This window comes from Arthrobacter sp. 05L421 (genome assembly GCF_056397785.1).
The window spans coordinates 587317-603142 of record NZ_JBFTOC010000001.1; the positions used below are offsets into that span (position 1 = coordinate 587317).

At 67.2% G+C, this 15826-nt stretch carries 12 protein-coding genes; 9 read left to right on the forward strand and 3 right to left on the reverse strand.

What is annotated here, in order from left to right; translation table 11 throughout:
- Window positions 1–54: 54 nt before the first annotated feature.
- Window positions 55–825, forward strand: a complete 771-nt coding sequence (locus tag AC1DKQ_RS02720) for a dienelactone hydrolase family protein (protein WP_476918144.1) — start codon at window positions 55–57, stop codon at window positions 823–825.
- A 195-nt stretch (window positions 826–1020) separates the two neighbouring features.
- On the opposite strand, the gene AC1DKQ_RS02725 is transcribed toward AC1DKQ_RS02720, so the two are convergent.
- A complete protein-coding gene (locus AC1DKQ_RS02725; RefSeq protein ID WP_476918145.1) occupies window positions 1021–2949 on the reverse strand; it encodes an FAD-binding monooxygenase in 1929 nt (642 codons plus the stop codon).
- A 235-nt stretch (window positions 2950–3184) separates the two neighbouring features.
- Here AC1DKQ_RS02725 and AC1DKQ_RS02730 point away from each other — a divergent pair, with 235 nt between their 5' ends.
- The 6 genes from AC1DKQ_RS02730 to AC1DKQ_RS02755 all read left to right on the forward strand — a co-directional run bounded on the left by AC1DKQ_RS02730 (window position 3185) and on the right by AC1DKQ_RS02755 (window position 9782).
- Window positions 3185–4681, forward strand: a complete 1497-nt coding sequence (locus tag AC1DKQ_RS02730) for a fumarylacetoacetate hydrolase family protein (protein ID WP_476918146.1) — start codon at window positions 3185–3187, stop codon at window positions 4679–4681.
- A complete protein-coding gene (locus AC1DKQ_RS02735) occupies window positions 4674–5378 on the forward strand; it encodes a GntR family transcriptional regulator (protein ID WP_476918147.1) in 705 nt (234 codons plus the stop codon). The genes AC1DKQ_RS02730 and AC1DKQ_RS02735 overlap by 8 nt, the downstream gene beginning before the upstream one ends.
- 58 nt (window positions 5379–5436) lie before the next feature.
- Window positions 5437–6969 (forward strand): 5-carboxymethyl-2-hydroxymuconate semialdehyde dehydrogenase, encoded by a 1533-nt coding sequence (hpaE, locus tag AC1DKQ_RS02740; protein ID WP_476918148.1) that lies wholly within the window; start codon window positions 5437–5439, stop codon window positions 6967–6969.
- A 37-nt stretch (window positions 6970–7006) separates the two neighbouring features.
- A complete protein-coding gene (gene hpaD, locus AC1DKQ_RS02745) occupies window positions 7007–8092 on the forward strand; it encodes a 3,4-dihydroxyphenylacetate 2,3-dioxygenase (RefSeq protein WP_476918149.1) in 1086 nt (361 codons plus the stop codon).
- Window positions 8093–8190: 98 nt separating this feature from the next.
- Complete coding sequence (hpaH, locus tag AC1DKQ_RS02750; protein ID WP_476918150.1) at window positions 8191–8976, forward strand: 2-oxo-hept-4-ene-1,7-dioate hydratase; 786 nt, start codon at window positions 8191–8193, stop codon at window positions 8974–8976.
- Complete coding sequence (locus AC1DKQ_RS02755) at window positions 8961–9782, forward strand: HpcH/HpaI aldolase family protein (RefSeq protein WP_476918151.1); 822 nt, start codon at window positions 8961–8963, stop codon at window positions 9780–9782. The genes hpaH and AC1DKQ_RS02755 overlap by 16 nt, the downstream gene beginning before the upstream one ends.
- 117 nt (window positions 9783–9899) lie before the next feature.
- On the opposite strand, the gene AC1DKQ_RS02760 is transcribed toward AC1DKQ_RS02755, so the two are convergent.
- Entirely contained in the window at window positions 9900–11357 is a 1458-nt protein-coding gene (locus tag AC1DKQ_RS02760; RefSeq protein WP_476918152.1) for an amino acid permease, read from the reverse strand.
- 539 nt (window positions 11358–11896) lie between these two features.
- Here AC1DKQ_RS02760 and AC1DKQ_RS02765 point away from each other — a divergent pair.
- Window positions 11897–12154, forward strand: coding sequence for a hypothetical protein (locus AC1DKQ_RS02765; RefSeq protein WP_476918153.1), 258 nt, complete (start codon window positions 11897–11899; stop codon window positions 12152–12154).
- Entirely contained in the window at window positions 12151–14052 is a 1902-nt protein-coding gene (locus tag AC1DKQ_RS02770) for a hypothetical protein (RefSeq protein WP_476884494.1), read from the forward strand. Before AC1DKQ_RS02765 ends, AC1DKQ_RS02770 begins: the two co-directional genes overlap by 4 nt.
- A gap of 101 nt (window positions 14053–14153) precedes the next feature.
- Here the strand turns inward: AC1DKQ_RS02770 and AC1DKQ_RS02775 are convergent, their stop codons facing one another.
- Window positions 14154–15803: an ABC-F family ATP-binding cassette domain-containing protein gene (locus tag AC1DKQ_RS02775; RefSeq protein ID WP_476918154.1), complete on the reverse strand. Its 1650-nt coding sequence runs from the start codon at window positions 15801–15803 to the stop codon at window positions 14154–14156.
- Between the last annotated feature and the right edge of the window lie 23 nt (window positions 15804–15826).

The window sequence follows — 15826 nt, forward strand, 5'->3', positions numbered from 1 at the left end:
CTTTTTTATGCCCGTTTGCGAGAATGGCCCCACGCCGTCGACAAAGGGGACACCATGGCACGGACCAAAGCAGACCACGGCCAGCCCGTCGGCCGGGATCTCAGCAACGTTGACCTGAGCCGGGCCAGTGCAGCCGCCGGCGGCTCCCCGGCGTTGCGCGGCTACCTGGCGTCGCCGGAGGGCGAGGGGCCTTTTCCGGCTGTCCTGATGGTCCATGAGGCCTTCGGCCTGGACGACATCACGGTCCGCCACGCCAACCGCATGGCGGCGGCCGGCTACCTGACGCTGGCCGTTGACTTATACAGCGACGGCGGCGCCCGCCGCTGCCTCGTGGCCACGATGCGGGCGCTGGCGGCGGGCGAGGGCCGGGCCTTCACCGATCTGGCCACCGCCCGGGACTGGCTGCGGGAATCCGGCCGGACCACAGGCAGGATCGGCGTGATCGGTTTCTGCATGGGCGGCGGCTTCGCCCTCCTCCTGGCCAATGACGGCTTCGACGCCGCCGCCGTCAATTACGGCCGGCTCCCCAAAAACCCCGACGAGGCCCTCGCCGGCGCCTGCCCGGTCGTGGCCAACTTCGGCGGCAAGGACCGCACCTTGCGTGGCGGGGCCGCGAACCTCGAGGCCGTGCTCGACAGCCTGGGCGTGGCCCACGACATCAAGGAATTCCCGCACGCAGGGCACGCCTTCCTCAACGACGTGGAGACAGGGCCGAGGGCCCTGCGGCCGCTCTTCCGGGTCATGGGGGTCGGTCCGGACCCGGAATCGGCCCCGGAAGCCTGGCAGCGGATCGAGGACCACTTCGCCGAGCACCTGAAGGCCTGAGCCCGCGCGCCGGACGGTGTGACGACGCTCGATCCCAGTTACTCGGTGCCGGACCCCGCTTTCACCTCTCCGCACCCCCGGGATTGTGCGGGTACGTAGAGGAGCGGCCAGCAACAACTGGGCGGGAACGTCACGGCGCCATCGGAAGGTGCCCGAGCCCGCGCGCTCACGTGGACTAGAGAGAGCGCACGCCGGTCATACCGCCTCGCGCTGCCCGGCCCGCAGGAGGGGCGCGAAGAACGCGGCGAGTTCCGCCGTCGCCGTCAGCGGCAGGACGTTGGCCACGTACTGGTCTGGCCGCACCACCACCACGACGCCGCCGCGGTCGATGCCGCGCAGTTCGAAGATGTCCGCCGTCGGATCGGTGGCGTAGACGTTCTCGAGGTAGGTGAGCCGGAGCGGACCCACCTGCGGCTTGAACGCCGCCGGCACGGCGCCGATGTCGATGCCCGTGTGGTCCTGCTGGTAGATCACCTTCACGTCGAACCAGGCGTCGCGGTCTGCCCCTTCGGGGGTGGCGGCGAGCGGCGAGTCCGGCGCGTTCGCGATCCAGTCGGCGAACTCGGCGGCGGCCGACGCCGCACCTTGCTGCCCTGGGCCCGGTCCCGCCTGCGGTGCCGCCGCGTCCGCGAAGACGTAGATGCGCCAGCGCCCGTCCGCCTTCGCCTGGTGGCCGAGCTGGACCGGATTGGTGTCGCACACGCGCTGCACCGGCGCAGATTTGAAGCGCTTGCCGACGGGGAAGCCGGTGGCCAGGTTCTGATGTGTCGCCTCGGCGACGATCATTGACGGCGCGTACTCCGTCATGAAGCCCGCGGGGAACTCGGCGGTGCGCACGTAGAAGTCCTCGAGTTCGGAGGGGTTCTCGAACTCCTCGGGCTTCTTCGCCATGAGTGTCGACCACACCTTGTCGAAGTCGATGAGGTTCTTGGCAACGACCTGCCGCTCGGCCGAGTAGGTGGCGAGCAGGCTTTCCGGGCTGCGGCCCTCGAGCACGTGCCCGAGCTTCCAGCCGATGTTGAAGCCGTCCTGCATGGATACGTTCATACCTTGGCCGGCCTTGGCGCTGTGCGTGTGGCAGGCGTCGCCGGTGATAAACACGCGTGGCGTGCGCGTGCCGAGTTGCTCCGGGAGGACGTCGTCGAACCGGTCGGTGAGGCGGTGGCCCACCTCGTACACGCTGTGCCACGCCACATTGCGCACGTCCAGCGTGTAGGGGTGGATGATCGCGTTGGCCTTGGCGATGATCTGCTCGATGGTGGTCTTGCGGACGGCCCCGTTGTCGCCTGCGGCCACCTCGCCGAGGTCGACGTACATGCGGAAGAGATGCCCGCCCTCGCGCGGGATCAGAAGGATGCTGCCGCCGTCATGGGACTGGATGGCGCACTTGAGGCGGATGTCGGGGAAGTCTGTGTTTGCGAGCACGTCCATGACGCCCCACGCGTGGTTGGCCTGGTCGCCGGCCATGGTGCAGCCGATCGAAGCCCGCACTTTGCTCCGCGCGCCGTCAGCACCCACGACGTACTTCGCCCGGACTCTGCGCTCCTGGCCCTCGTCGGGGCCCGCCCTGTGGACGAGCGTCACTGTGACCGGGTACTCCCCTTCACCAGCGACCTCAAGGCTGCGGAACTCCAGGCCGTAGTCGGGCGCCATGCGGGTGGGTGAGTTCGCCATGAACTCGCCGAAGTAATCCAGCACGCGGGCCTGGTTGACGATCAGGTGCGGAAACTCGCTGATCCCACCCGGGTCGTCGAGGGTGCGGGCGCTGCGGGCGATGTTCGAGGGGTCCTGGGGGCCCGGCTTCCAGAACGCCATCTCCGTGATGCGGTACGCCTCCGCGATGATCCGCTCGGCGAAACCGAAGGCCTGAAAAGTCTCGACACTGCGGGCCTGGATGCCGTCGGCCTGGCCGATGGCGAGCCTCCCGCCGCGGCGCTCCACAATCCGCGTGGTGACGCCCGGGAACTGGGAGAGTTGCGCTGCGGTGAGCATGCCCGCAGGGCCGGTGCCCACAATGAGCACGTCCACTTCGTCAGGAAGCTGCGTGGGCCGATCGATGCCGACGCCGGCGGCCGGCTGGACTCGCGGGTCACCGGATACGTAACCGTGGTGGTGGAACTGCACGGGCTTTCCTCACTTCGTTGTGTGGCGGGTCGTTGTGTCGGGGCTTACGCCGTCGCGGCGTTCGATATTAGAACATGACGTTCGATAATAGAATTTTGATTCCCAATCCAAAACTGTACGGCAGATATGACGCGGGTTACAAGCGCCATGGAAATTGCCTAATAAGGGGTTGACGTTCCCCGGTTCCCGGACCATAGTTTTCGTATACGATTTCGTACTCGATGAGGAGTAACACTTGGAACAGGTCACCGACCACATCCTGGCCGCGGCCCGGAAGGTCATCGCGGTGCATATCAACTACCCCAGCCGGGCAGCCCAGCGCGGCCGCACACCCGAGCAGCCTTCCTACTTCCTGAAACCGTCGTCGTCCCTGGCTCTCGGGTCGACAGCGGCCCCTTCAACCGTGGAGCGTCCGGCCGGCTGCGAACTCCTCGGCTACGAGGGCGAGATCGCCCTGATCATCGGCAAGCCCGCCCGCCGCGTGGGCATCGAGGACGCCTGGAGCCATGTCGAGTGGGTCACCGCGAGCAACGACCTCGGCGTCTACGACCTCCGTTACGCTGACAAGGGCTCCAATCTCCGCTCCAAGGGAGGCGACGGCTTCACGCCGGTGGGGCCAGGCCTGATCGCGGCAGACGCCGTCGACCCCGCCGAACTGCGGATCCGCACCTGGCACAACGGTGAACTGGTCCAGGACGACACCACCGGGGACCTGCTCTTCCCGTTCGCAAGGCTCGTGGCCGATCTGTCCCAGCTGCTCACCCTCGAAGAGGGTGACATCATCCTCACCGGCACCCCCGCCGGGGCCTCGGTGGCTGCGCCGGGCGACGTCGTCGAGGTGGAAGTCAGCGCCGGCGAACCCACCGCTCTCTCTACCGGACGGCTGGTCACCCGGGTGGAGGAAGGCACGACGCCGTTCGCTGACTTTGGCGCCCGGCCCAAGACCGATGACGTGCAGCGGGAGGAGGCGTACGGCTCGCGGGATGCCGCCGGCCTCGCAGCGCCGGAGGGCGCGGCGGTCGGACCCGTCCTGTCCCCGGAGCTGAAGGCGAAGCTGGAAAGCGTCTGCACCGCCACCCTGTCCTCCCAGCTGCGCAAGCGCGGCCTGAACAACGTCAGCATCGACGGCCTGACTTCGACGCGGCCCCAGAAGCGGATCGTGGGCCTGGCCCGGACCCTGCGCTACGTCCCCAACCGCGAGGACCTCTTCAAGACCCACGGCGGCGGTTTCAATGCCCAGAAGAAGGCCATCGATTCCGTCAACGAGGGCGAGATCCTCGTGATGGAAGCCCGCGGCGAAAAGGGCACCGGCACCATCGGCGACATCCTGGCCCTCCGCGCCCAGGTCCGCGGCGCGGCGGCCATCATCACCGACGGTGGGGTCCGTGACTTTTCGGCCGTGGCAGCGATGGACATGCCCACGTACTATGCCAACCCGCACCCCGCGGTCCTGGGTCGCCGGCACATCCCGTGGGACACGGACATCACCATCGCCTGCGGGGGCACCACCGTGCAGCCCGGGGACATCATCGTGGCCGACGCGGACGGCATCCTGGTGATCCCGCCTGCCCTCGCCGAAGAGCTCGCGGACGATTCCATCGCCCAGGAACGCGAGGAAACCTTCATCGCCGAAATGGTGCAGCAGGGCCACAGCGTGGACGGCCTCTACCCGCTCAACGCCGCATGGCGGACCCGCTACCAGGAATGGGAAGCCGGCAACGCCAATGACTGACGCCGCCGCCCCCGCCACCACAGTCAACGCAGCCACCACGGCCAGCAAGTCCGAGCAGGCCTACGCGGCCGTCAAGTCCCGGATCGTGGACGGCACCTACTCCCCCGGCTACCGGCTGGTGCTGGCAAAGATCGCCGAGGACCTGGGCGTCAGCGTGGTCCCGGTCCGCGAAGCCATCCGCCGGCTCGAAGCCGAGGGCCTGGTCACGTTCGAGCGCAACATCGGCGCCACCGTGGCCGGGATCGACCCCACCGAATACCTCTACACGATGCAGACCCTCAGCATCGTCGAGGGGGCCGCCACAGCCCTCTCGGCTCCGCTGATCGGGGCGGCTGACGTGGCCCGCGCCCGGGCCGTCAACGCCGAGATGCGCGAATGCCTGCAGCACTTCGACCCCGTCCGGTTCACCCGGCTGAACCAGGACTTTCACAGCGTCCTGTTTGAGCACTGCCCCAACCCGCACATCCTGGACCTCGTCCACCGCGGCTGGAACCGGCTGGCGTCCCTGCGATCGTCCACGTTCCGCTTCGTCCCCGGCCGCGCCCACGAATCCGTGGACGAGCACGAGGCCCTGCTGCAGCTGATCGAGTCCGGCGCCAGCCCGGACGACATCGAAAAGGCCGCCCGCCGCCACCGCAGCGCCACCCTCGACGCGTACCTCGCCCAAAGCAACGCGGGGTCACTTAGCGCCCATTAAGGCCCCCTACATGGGCCGTAAGTGACCCCGCCCTGCACTCTGTAAGTAAGGAAAAACAATGACGTTCACTGCCGCAGAAACCACCACCCACCACGTTCCGCAGGACCTTCCCAGCCACATCCAGCACTACATCAACGGCGAATTCGTTGACTCCGTGGGCGGGAAGACCTTCGACGTGCTGGACCCGGTCTCCAACACCAACTACGCCACCGCCGCCGCCGGCCAGAAGGAAGACATCGACCTCGCCGTCGCCGCCGCCCGGGACGCGTTCGTCAGCGGCCCGTGGCCGAGGATGAAGCCCCGCGAGCGGGCCCGCGTCCTGAACAAGATCGCCGACGCCGTCGAAGCCCAGGAGGCGAGGCTGGCCGAGCTGGAAACCTTTGACACCGGCCTGCCCATCACTCAGGCCAAGGGCCAGGCGCTGCGCGCGGCCGAGAACTTCCGCTTCTTCGCGGACCTGATTGTGGCCCAGTTCGACGACGCCATGAAGGTCCCCGGCGCCCAGATCAACTACGTCAACCGCAAGCCGATCGGCGTCGCGGGCCTCATCACGCCGTGGAACACGCCGTTCATGCTCGAATCCTGGAAGCTCGCCCCGGCCCTGGCCACCGGCAACACCGTGGTGCTCAAACCGGCCGAGTTCACCCCGCTGTCCGCCTCGCTCTGGGCGCAGATCTTCAAGGACGCCGGCCTCCCGGACGGCGTGTTCAACCTGGTCAACGGCCTCGGCGAGGAGGCCGGCGACGCGCTCGTGAAGCACCCGGACGTGCCGCTGATCTCCTTCACCGGTGAAACCACCACGGGCCAGACGATCTTCCGCAACGCCGCGGCCAACCTCAAGGGCCTCTCCATGGAGCTCGGCGGCAAGTCCCCGTGCGTGGTGTTCGCCGACGCCGACCTCGACGCCGCGATCGACTCCGCCCTGTTCGGCGTCTTCTCCCTCAACGGCGAGCGCTGCACCGCCGGCTCCCGGATCCTGGTGGAACGCGCCGTGTACGAGGAATTCTGCGACAAGTACGCCGCCCGGGCCAAGAACATCGTGGTGGGCGACCCGCACGACCCCAAGACCGAGGTCGGCGCGCTGGTCCACCCGGAGCACTACGCCAAGGTGGCCTCCTACGTGGAGATCGGCAAGACCGAAGGCCGGCTTTTGGCAGGCGGCGGCCGCCCGGACCACCTCCCGGAGGGCAATTACATCGCCCCGACAGTGTTCGCCGACGTCGCCCCGGACGCCCGGATCTTCCAGGAGGAGATCTTCGGCCCCGTGGTTGCCATCACCCCGTTCGATACGGACGACGAAGCCCTCGCCCTGGCCAACAACACCAGGTACGGCCTGGCGGCCTACATCTGGACCCAGAACCTGACCCGGGCGCACAACTTCTCGCAGAACGTCGAGGCCGGCATGGTCTGGCTCAACAGCCACAACGTCCGCGACCTGCGCACCCCGTTCGGCGGGGTCAAGGCTTCAGGACTGGGGCATGAGGGCGGCTACCGCTCCATCGACTTCTACACCGACCAGCAGGCCGTCCACATCACCCTCGGCACCGTTCATACGCCCAAATTCGGCCACACCCCCCAATTCGGCGCCTAAGCGCCCTGCGACCCCACCTCAAAGAAGAGAGAACGCCATGACTAACTTCGTCCCCACCCCCACTGTCCCGGCCCCGGATATCGTCCGCTGCGCTTACATGGAAATCGTCGTCACCGATCTCGCGAAGTCGCGCGAGTTCTATGTGGACGTCCTCGGCCTGCACGTCACCGAGGAGGACGAGAACGCCATCTACCTGCGCTCCCTTGAGGAGTTCATCCACCACAACCTGGTGCTGCGCAAGGGACCCGTGGCCGCCGTTGCCGCGTTCGCGTACCGGGTGAAGTCCCCCGCCGAGGTGGACGCCGCCGAGGCCTACTACAAGGAACTGGGCTGCCGCACCGAGCGCCGCAAGGACGGCTTCACCAAGGGCATCGGCGACTCCGTCCGCGTCGAGGATCCGCTGGGCTTCCCCTATGAGTTCTTCTACGAGACCGAGCACGTCGAACGCCTCACCCAGCGCTACGACCTCTACTCCGCCGGGGAGCTCGTCCGGCTGGACCACTTCAACCAGGTCACCCCGGACGTTCCCAAGGGCCGCAAGTACCTCGAGGACCTCGGCTTCCGCGTCTCCGAGGACATCCAGGATTCCGACGGCGTCACCTACGCCGTCTGGATGCACCGCAAGCAGACCGTGCACGACACCGCCCTGACCGGCGGGAACGGCCCGCGCATGCACCACGTCGCGTTCGCCACCCATGAGAAGCACAACATCATCCAGATCTGCGACAAGATGGGCGCCCTGCGCATCTCCGACCGGATCGAACGCGGCCCCGGCCGGCACGGGGTCTCCAACGCGTTCTACCTCTACATCCTGGACCCCGACGGGCACCGCATCGAGATCTACACCCAGGACTACTACACCGGCGACCCCGACAACCCCGTGGTGACCTGGGACGTGCACGACAACCAGCGCCGCGACTGGTGGGGCAACCCCGTGGTCCCGTCCTGGTACACCGAGGCCTCGCTGGTCCTGGACCTCGACGGCAACCCGCAGCCTGTCATCGTCCGTGAGGAAAAGTCCGAGATGGCCGTGACCGTGGGCGCCGACGGGTTCTCCTACACCCGCAAGGACGCAGCCCCCGAGGGCGACCGAACGGGCTTCAAGCTCGGGGCCCAGCTCTAAGCCTCGATCTGCCCGGCCGGTCCCGCATCCCGCGGATGCGGGACCGCGCCTCAGACGCCGCCCAAATTGACCTGCCCAACCACCTGAGGAGCACCCGAATGCTTGACCCCGCGACGATCGAGGCCATCGCCGACGAACTGCTGGAAGCCGGGCGCTCCCGCACCTCGGTCCCCCGCCTGACTGCCCGCTACCCGGAGATGACGGTGGAGGACTCCTACGCCGTGCAGCAGTTGTGGCGGCGCCGCAAGGAGGGCGCCGGCCGCACGCTGGTGGGCCGCAAGATCGGCCTTACGTCCAAGGCCATGCAGGCCGCCACGGGTATCACTGAACCGGACTACGGCGCCATTTTCGATGACATGGTCCTCGAAACCGGCTGTTCTGTGCCATGGGACCGGTACACCCACCCCCGGGTGGAGGTGGAACTCGCCTTCGTGCTGAAGAAGGACCTGTCCGGCCCCGGCTGCACCATCTTCGACGTCCTGAACGCCACCGACTACGTGGTCCCGGCCCTCGAGATCCTGGATTCCCGGATCGAAATGGAGGGCCGGACCATCGTGGACACCATCGCCGACAACGCCGCGATGGGCGCCATGGTGATCGGCGGGAACCCGGTGAAGCCCGACGCCGTGGACCTCCGCTGGGTCTCCGCCATCCTCTACAAAAACCAGACCGTGGAGGAAACCGGCGTGGCCGCCGGCGTCCTGGACCACCCGGCCAACGGCGTGCACTGGCTCGCAAATAAAATCGCCGCCCACGGCGACTCCATGAAAGCCGGCGACATCATCCTCGCCGGATCCTTCACCCGCCCGCTGTGGGTCTACAAGGGCGACACCGTGCACGCCGACTACGGACCGCTGGGGAGCATCACATGCCGCTTCGAGTAGAACCCGACGCCACCTTCCGTGACGCCCTCGCCGCGGCAGACCGGCCGCTGGCCGGGATGTGGGTCTGCTCCGGCAGCCCGCTCGTGGCCGAAATCTGCGCCGGGGCCGGCCTTGACTGGCTGCTGATCGACGCCGAGCACAGCCCCAACGGCCTCGAATCCATCCTCGCCCAGCTCCAGGCCATCCACGGCTACCCGGTCCACACCCTGGTCCGGCCGCCCGTGAACGACACCGTGCTGATCAAGCAGTACCTTGACCTGGGCGTCCAAAACCTGCTGATCCCCATGGTCAACTCCGCCGCCGACGCGGAGGCCGCCGTGGCCGCCACCCGCTACCCGCCGCACGGCGTCCGCGGCGTGGGCTCCGCCCTGGCTCGGGCGTCGCGCTGGAACCGGATTCCGGACTACCTCGCCCGCGCTTCCGAAACCGTCAGTGTCACCGTCCAGATCGAATCCGAAGCAGCCGTTGCCGCCGTGGACGACATCGTGGCGGTGGACGGCGTGGACGCGATTTTCCTGGGCCCCTCCGACCTCGCCGCCTCGATGGGGCTGCTGGGCCAGCAGGAACACCCCCGGGTGCGCGCCGCCGTCGAACACTGCCTCGCCGCCGCCAAAGCGGCCCGGAAGCCCGCCGGCGTGAACGCCTTCACGCCCGCCACCGCACACCGGTACCTGGCAGGCGGCGCAGCCTTCGTGCTGGTCGGGGCCGATGTGTCCATCCTCGCCCGCGGCTCCGAGGCACTGGCCGCCGAATATATCCCACCGGGCCCGGGGGTTGAGCCGGCCAGCACCCCCGTCAGCTACTGAGGATCCGCAGCGTTAAAAGCGACGGCGGCAACCACCTGTTCGAGGTGATTGCCGCCGTCGCCGCGCTACAGCCTGTTGCGGTCAGCTTGGTGCGGCCCGCACCGGGACCGGTAGGTCCTAGCTGAAGAGCTCGCTCTTGGGCGAGTTGTTCTTGACCTTCTGCCAGCCCAGCCACAGCACCAGGGCGAAGAACGGAACGGTCGCCAGGGTCCACAGACCCAGGTGGAAGACCTCGCCGGTCTTGCTGGTCATGGTGTCGAAGCCGATCAGCACGGTGATGGCCAGCAGCGCGACCAGTCCGGCCCAGCTGGTCCAGGGCGAGCCCGGCATGGGGAGGCTGGAGACGCGGCCCTTCTGGTGTCGCAGCGCGATCTGGCTGGCGAAGATGGCGCCCCACGTGAAGATCACGCCGATCGAGGCGGTGTTCAGCGCGAGGTCGAAGGCGTGCGAGCCGCCCAGCCAGATGTTCAGCATGATGCCCACGAGGTAGAACGCGGCGATCGCGAGGATGGCGGCGTACGGCACGTGGCGCTTGGACATTTTGGTGAGCCACTGCGGGGCATGCCCATTGTTGGCCATGGTGCGGAAGACACGGCCGATCGAGTACAGGCCCGAGTTGCAGGAGGACAGCGCGGCGGTGATGACGATCATGTTCATGACGTCGCCCACCCAGCCGAGGCCCATCTGGCCGAACACGGTGACGAAGGGGGACACGCCGGCCTTGTACTGGTCCGAGGGCAGCAGCATGGCCAGGAGCAGGACGGAACCGACGTAGAACACCACAATGCGCAGTACGACGGCGCGGATCGCCTTGGGCACTTCGCGCTTGGCGTTCTGCATCTCGCCGGCGGTGATGCCGACGAGTTCGATGCCGTTGTAGGCGAAGATCACGGCGTTGAGAACGAGGACCATCACGAGGGCGCCCTTGGGGAACATCCCGCCGTCGTCGGCAAAGAGGTTGGCCACCGAGGCGTGGCCCGTGCCGACCTTGGCGTTGGTGACCACCATGAAGGTGCCGACGGCCAGGAAGATCAGGATGGCGCCAACCTTGAGGCACGAGGCCCAGAATTCAAACTCGCCGAACGCCTTGACGCTGAGCAGGTTGACCGCCACCAGCAGCGCCAGGGCCGCAATCGCGGAGGCTTCCACCGGCACGTTGGGGAAGAAGAACTGGAAGTACAGGCCGATCGCGATCAGTTCCGCGATCCCGGTCATGCCCCAGTTGATGAAGTACATCCAGCCGGAGAGGAAGGCACCCTTCTTGCCGAACATTTCGCCGGCGTAGCTGACGAAGGAGCCCGAGGTCTGGCGGTACATGATGAGCTCGCCCAGAGCCCGCATGAGCAGGTAGGCGATCACGCCGGCAATGGCGTAGGAGAAGATCAGCGCCGGGCCCGTGGAGGCCAGGCGTCCGCCGGCCCCCATGAACAGGCCGACGCCGATTGCGCCGCCCATCGAGATCATCGTGACGTGGCGGCCGCTCAGGGTCTTCTTGTAGCCCTCGGCGCTGAGGGTCGAGTCGAGGGCGGGTTGCGCCGGCGCGCTCTTGAGTTCTGTGGGGGTAATTGATGGCACAGCTGATTCCTTGTAGGTCGGGGTATGGCCGGAACAGGACCGTGGATTCAAGTACACAATATTCGGGCCTAAGCCTCTTGCAGGGGCCAAGACATGTACCGAACCTCACAAGTGTCGAAGCTCGCGCGGCTCATCTATCGTACTAGCACTCAGAGCCCCGGCGTGACCCGGGCAACACCCGGATGCTCCCCGAAAGCGCCACAACACCGGAAATTTCACGAAAAAGCGCAGGTCAGAGGACTGTTTCCATTACCCTAAGCACACCGGCGGGAACTTTCCGTCCGGTGTGCCTGCAACTCAGTGCAGGCCACGGCAGGAACGCCGTGAGTCAGGGGGGGACCATGAAACAGAGAGCGCTACTGCCTGCAGTTTTGCTTCTCGTACTGGCGGGTTGTTCGAGCGGCGGTTCCGGTCCGGCGGGAACCAGCACCGCAGCAACGCCAGCACCAGCAATATCAACATCACAGACATCAGGATCGCCGGCGCCGGATGCCTCCGAGCCGGGCGATGTTTCCACTTCGCTGAACGCGCCCGACGCATTGCGGCAGCACGTCTGCACCGCAACAGCCGACGGGTCCTGGTCCTTCAAGGGCACCCTCGTCAACAACTCGGATAAGAACAGGGTGTTCACCGTGGCCATCGCGGTCACAGCCGGCCCCACGGTGGCAGGGCACGCCCTCATCACCCAAGTTGTCCCAGCCGGCCGGTCGGCCGACATTGCCGCGCCGAACTTCGCCAAGACCCAGGACGGCGGCGCGACCTGCACGCCAGTCGTCTCCGTAGAGGACGCCCCATGACAAAGAAGTTACTTCTCATCACGGCCGTGGTCCTCGGACTAACTGCCGGGCCCTTGGCCGTCGGGCCGGCCTTCGCTGAGGATGCGCCGGCGGCACCGCCGGCAACCAGCCCGGCGGCCACGCAGACCGCAACGCCGGCCACGCAGACCGCAACGCCGGCGCCGACCGGATCCGCGCCCACCAGCCCGGTTCCAAAAACAACCGCAACTCCCACTCCGACGGCGACGGCGAAAGCCACCGCGGAGCAGACACTACCCCTTGTCGAACCGACGCAGACCCCGACGACAGAGCCGACGCCTCCGTCCGTCGTTGTCCGAGGAGGCATCGAGACCAAGTGGACGGCACTGAAGGGTGCCGCCGGGGCTCTCGGCGCGCCGACCGCCGTCGAGGTCTGTTCACTGGGCGTTTGCAGCCAGGCGTTCGACGGCGGATCCATTTTCTGGACCAAGGCAACAGGGGCGCACCCGATCCTGCTGACCGAGGGACACACCGGCCCCCGCTGGCACGCAAAGGGCGGCCTGGCGATTTTCGGCTATCCCGTCACGGATGAGAATGCGGTGTCTGGGGGAACTATCCAGAAGTTCTCCAGTGGCCGCATCCTGGCATGGACAGGCACGCGGATGCTGGAGTTCTCGGCCCTAAGCGGCATCGGGAGCCGCTGGGCCGCGGCCGGCGGCGAGACCGTCCTGGGCCTCCCGGTAGCCGCCGAGGCCTGCGGTCTGAAGGGATCCGGGTGCTCTCAGCGGTTCGATAAAGGCAACATCTACTGGGCGCCGGGAACCGGCGGCCATGTCGTCTGGGGTGGCATCCTGGGCCGCTGGACGGCCGGCGGGGCGCAGAACAGTTCGCTGGGCTACCCGCTCACTGAGGAAACCTGCGGGACTTCAGGGGGCTGCGTGCAGCACTTCCAAGGCGGCAGCATCTTCTACTCGCCCACCACGGGCGCGCACGTGGCCCGCGGCGCTATCGGCAGCCGATATTCCGCTGCCGGAACGACGCGAAGCACGCTGGGATACCCGATCACGAGTGAGACCTGCGGACAACCCGCCGGTGGCTGCGTGCAACGCTTCCAAGGCGGAAGTATTTACTGGTCACCCACCACGGGTGCATGGATTTCCGGCAGGGGAATCGACAGCAGGTTCGTCTCGGCGGGTGGCCTTGGCGGCTCGCTGGGGTATCCCATCGCGAGCGAGCGCTGTGTTGCCGGTGCCTGTTCGCAGTCCTACCAGCGCGGGGATATCACGTGGACCACGTCCGCCGGGTCCCGAGTGTATGCGATGTCTGAATGCCATAAGCTCAACAACGGCCAGGCCAAGTACTCCACGTACGGAGCGAACCGCGTCCTGCTTACCTGGACCTCAGGCTACGGACAGTCCCACGCGACCAACATGTACTGCGTGAAGGTCGCCGGAGCTTACGTGCAGGACTGGCGGACTGACGGCTACGTCGGTAAATCAGGGTTCAAGCCGCCGGGAGTGCCGTCCGGTCCCACCCGGAACCTGTACTCGCCCACCGGCTCGTTTTCCGTGACGGAGGCCTTCGGCCTGGGCAACCCGGGAACGAAGCTTTCCTACCGCACCCTGAATCCCCGTTCGCGGTGGGGCGGCAACCCCTGGACGCCCACGTACAACAAGTACCACGAGTCTTCCTCGTGGGTGGGCTGGGACGAGAACATGTGGTGGTTCGCCAGCGGGGGCTACTACCGCCAGGGCGTGGTCATCAACTACAACCGGCCTAACATCGTCCAGGACGCGGGCTTCGCCATTTTCCTGCACATGAACAAGATTCCGACAGCCGGTTGCATCTCGCTCGATGACTGGGCAGTGGTGGACTACATCCGCAAGTCCACCCCGGGCGACCGGATCATCATGGGGACCTACGGGGCCCTGTTCCGGTAGATCACTGTTCCGTTAGATCCAGCACCACAGAAAGCTAACGCCCGGCGCCCTCGGCCCGGGCGTTAGCCATTTCCGGGCGCAAACCCCGGTGGGTCGTTCTGCTACACCAGAGCGCCGTCACGCATGGCGTAGCGGAGCCAGTTTCCAGAGCCGGCCCCGTGCCCGGTTTCGCTTCGCTTGGCGCACGTGCTGAACCACTCCCCCAGCGCGCGGTCGTGGCTGACCATGACCAATGTCCCTTCGAAGCCGGAAAGGGCCGCTTCAAGCTGTTCCACCAACACGGGCGCCAGATGGTTGGTGGGTTCATCCACCAGCATCGTCCCGTAGCCGCCCAGCAGGAGCCGGGCCAGCGCCAGCCTGCGTTGTTGCCCAGCGGACAGTCCGCCCACCGGCACGTGGAATTCGCTGGTCCGGAACAGCCCCAGACGCAGCAGCGCCTCGGCGTGCTCATCGATGTTGCCGCCCAAGCCCGAGGCAAAAGCGGGCAAGAGCCGCAATGCCGGGCGCTGTGGGAGTTCCAGTTCCTGCTGGAGGTAGCCGATCCGGCCGTGCCTCGCCACGGTGCCCTTGGCCGGCACCAGCGTGCCGGCCAAGACGGAGAGCAACGTGGACTTGCCGGCACCGTTGGGTCCCGTGATGAGGATTTTCTGCCCCGCCTCCACGCGGAAGTCCGTGGCTTCCAGGCGGCCGGGCACGGCCACCCCTTTCGCTTCAAGAGCGGGGCCGGCCGCAACGTCCGCCCGCAGATCCGTCGCCAGCTTCAGGGGAACCGGGGGGCGGTCGATGGGATTTTCCTCCAGGCGGCGCAGACGCTCCTGGGCGTTGCGGACCTTGCTGGTGGCCGCCTTTTGCCACGTGCCGGCCTTGAAGTCGAACCCCATTTTGTCGCCGTCGCGTTGGCGGGCGTAGCCCATATTCCCCGCCACCGTGTCCGCCTGGAGCTGCTCGGCAGCCATCGCGTCCAGCCACCCGCGGTACTGCTGCGCCCAGCGCTGGCGTTCTGCAGACTTCTCCCGCAAGTAGCCTTCGTACCCGTTGCCATACCGGTTGACCGCCCGGCGTTCGGCATCCACCTCAATCACGGTAGAGGCCACTTTGCGTAGCAGCACGCGGTCATGGGAGACCACCACCACGGTTCCGCGGTGCGCGGCCAGCCGCGCCTCCAGCCAGGCCGTGCCGCTGGCGTCAAGGTGGTTGGTGGGTTCGTCCAGGAGCAGGATGTCCGCGGGATCCGCGAGCACGCAGGCCAGTGCCACGCGTTCCTGTTCCCCGCCGGAGAGCGAGCCCAGTGTCCGCATCCGGTCCAGCCCGCCCAGGCCCAGCCGGTCCAGCGCCGCCTCCACCCGGGACTCCGCGGCGTAGCCTTCCCTGAGCTGGTACTGCGTCTGCAGGTTTCCGTAACGCTCCAGTTCGTCCGCTTCCGCGTCGGCAAGCCCGCGCTCCAGACGGTCCAGCTCGGCCTCCAGTGCCCGGAGCGATTCCAGCGCGGCGTCAATCGCGTTGCTGACGGTGAACTGTTCCGGCAGGCCGTGGGTCTGGGCCAGGTAGCCCACGCGGCCATGGCTGACGGCGGTGCCCTCGTCCGGAGCCTCCAGCCCCGCCAGGATCCGGAGCAGCGTGGATTTGCCTGCGCCGTTTTCGCCGACGATCGCCACATGCTCGCCTGCTGTGATGGCAATGTCGACGCCGACGAAGAGCTGGCGGTCCCCATAGCCATGGGATACGCCCGAAAGGCGGAGATGTTCGCTCAAGGAGTCCTCGCAGGTAGATGCCC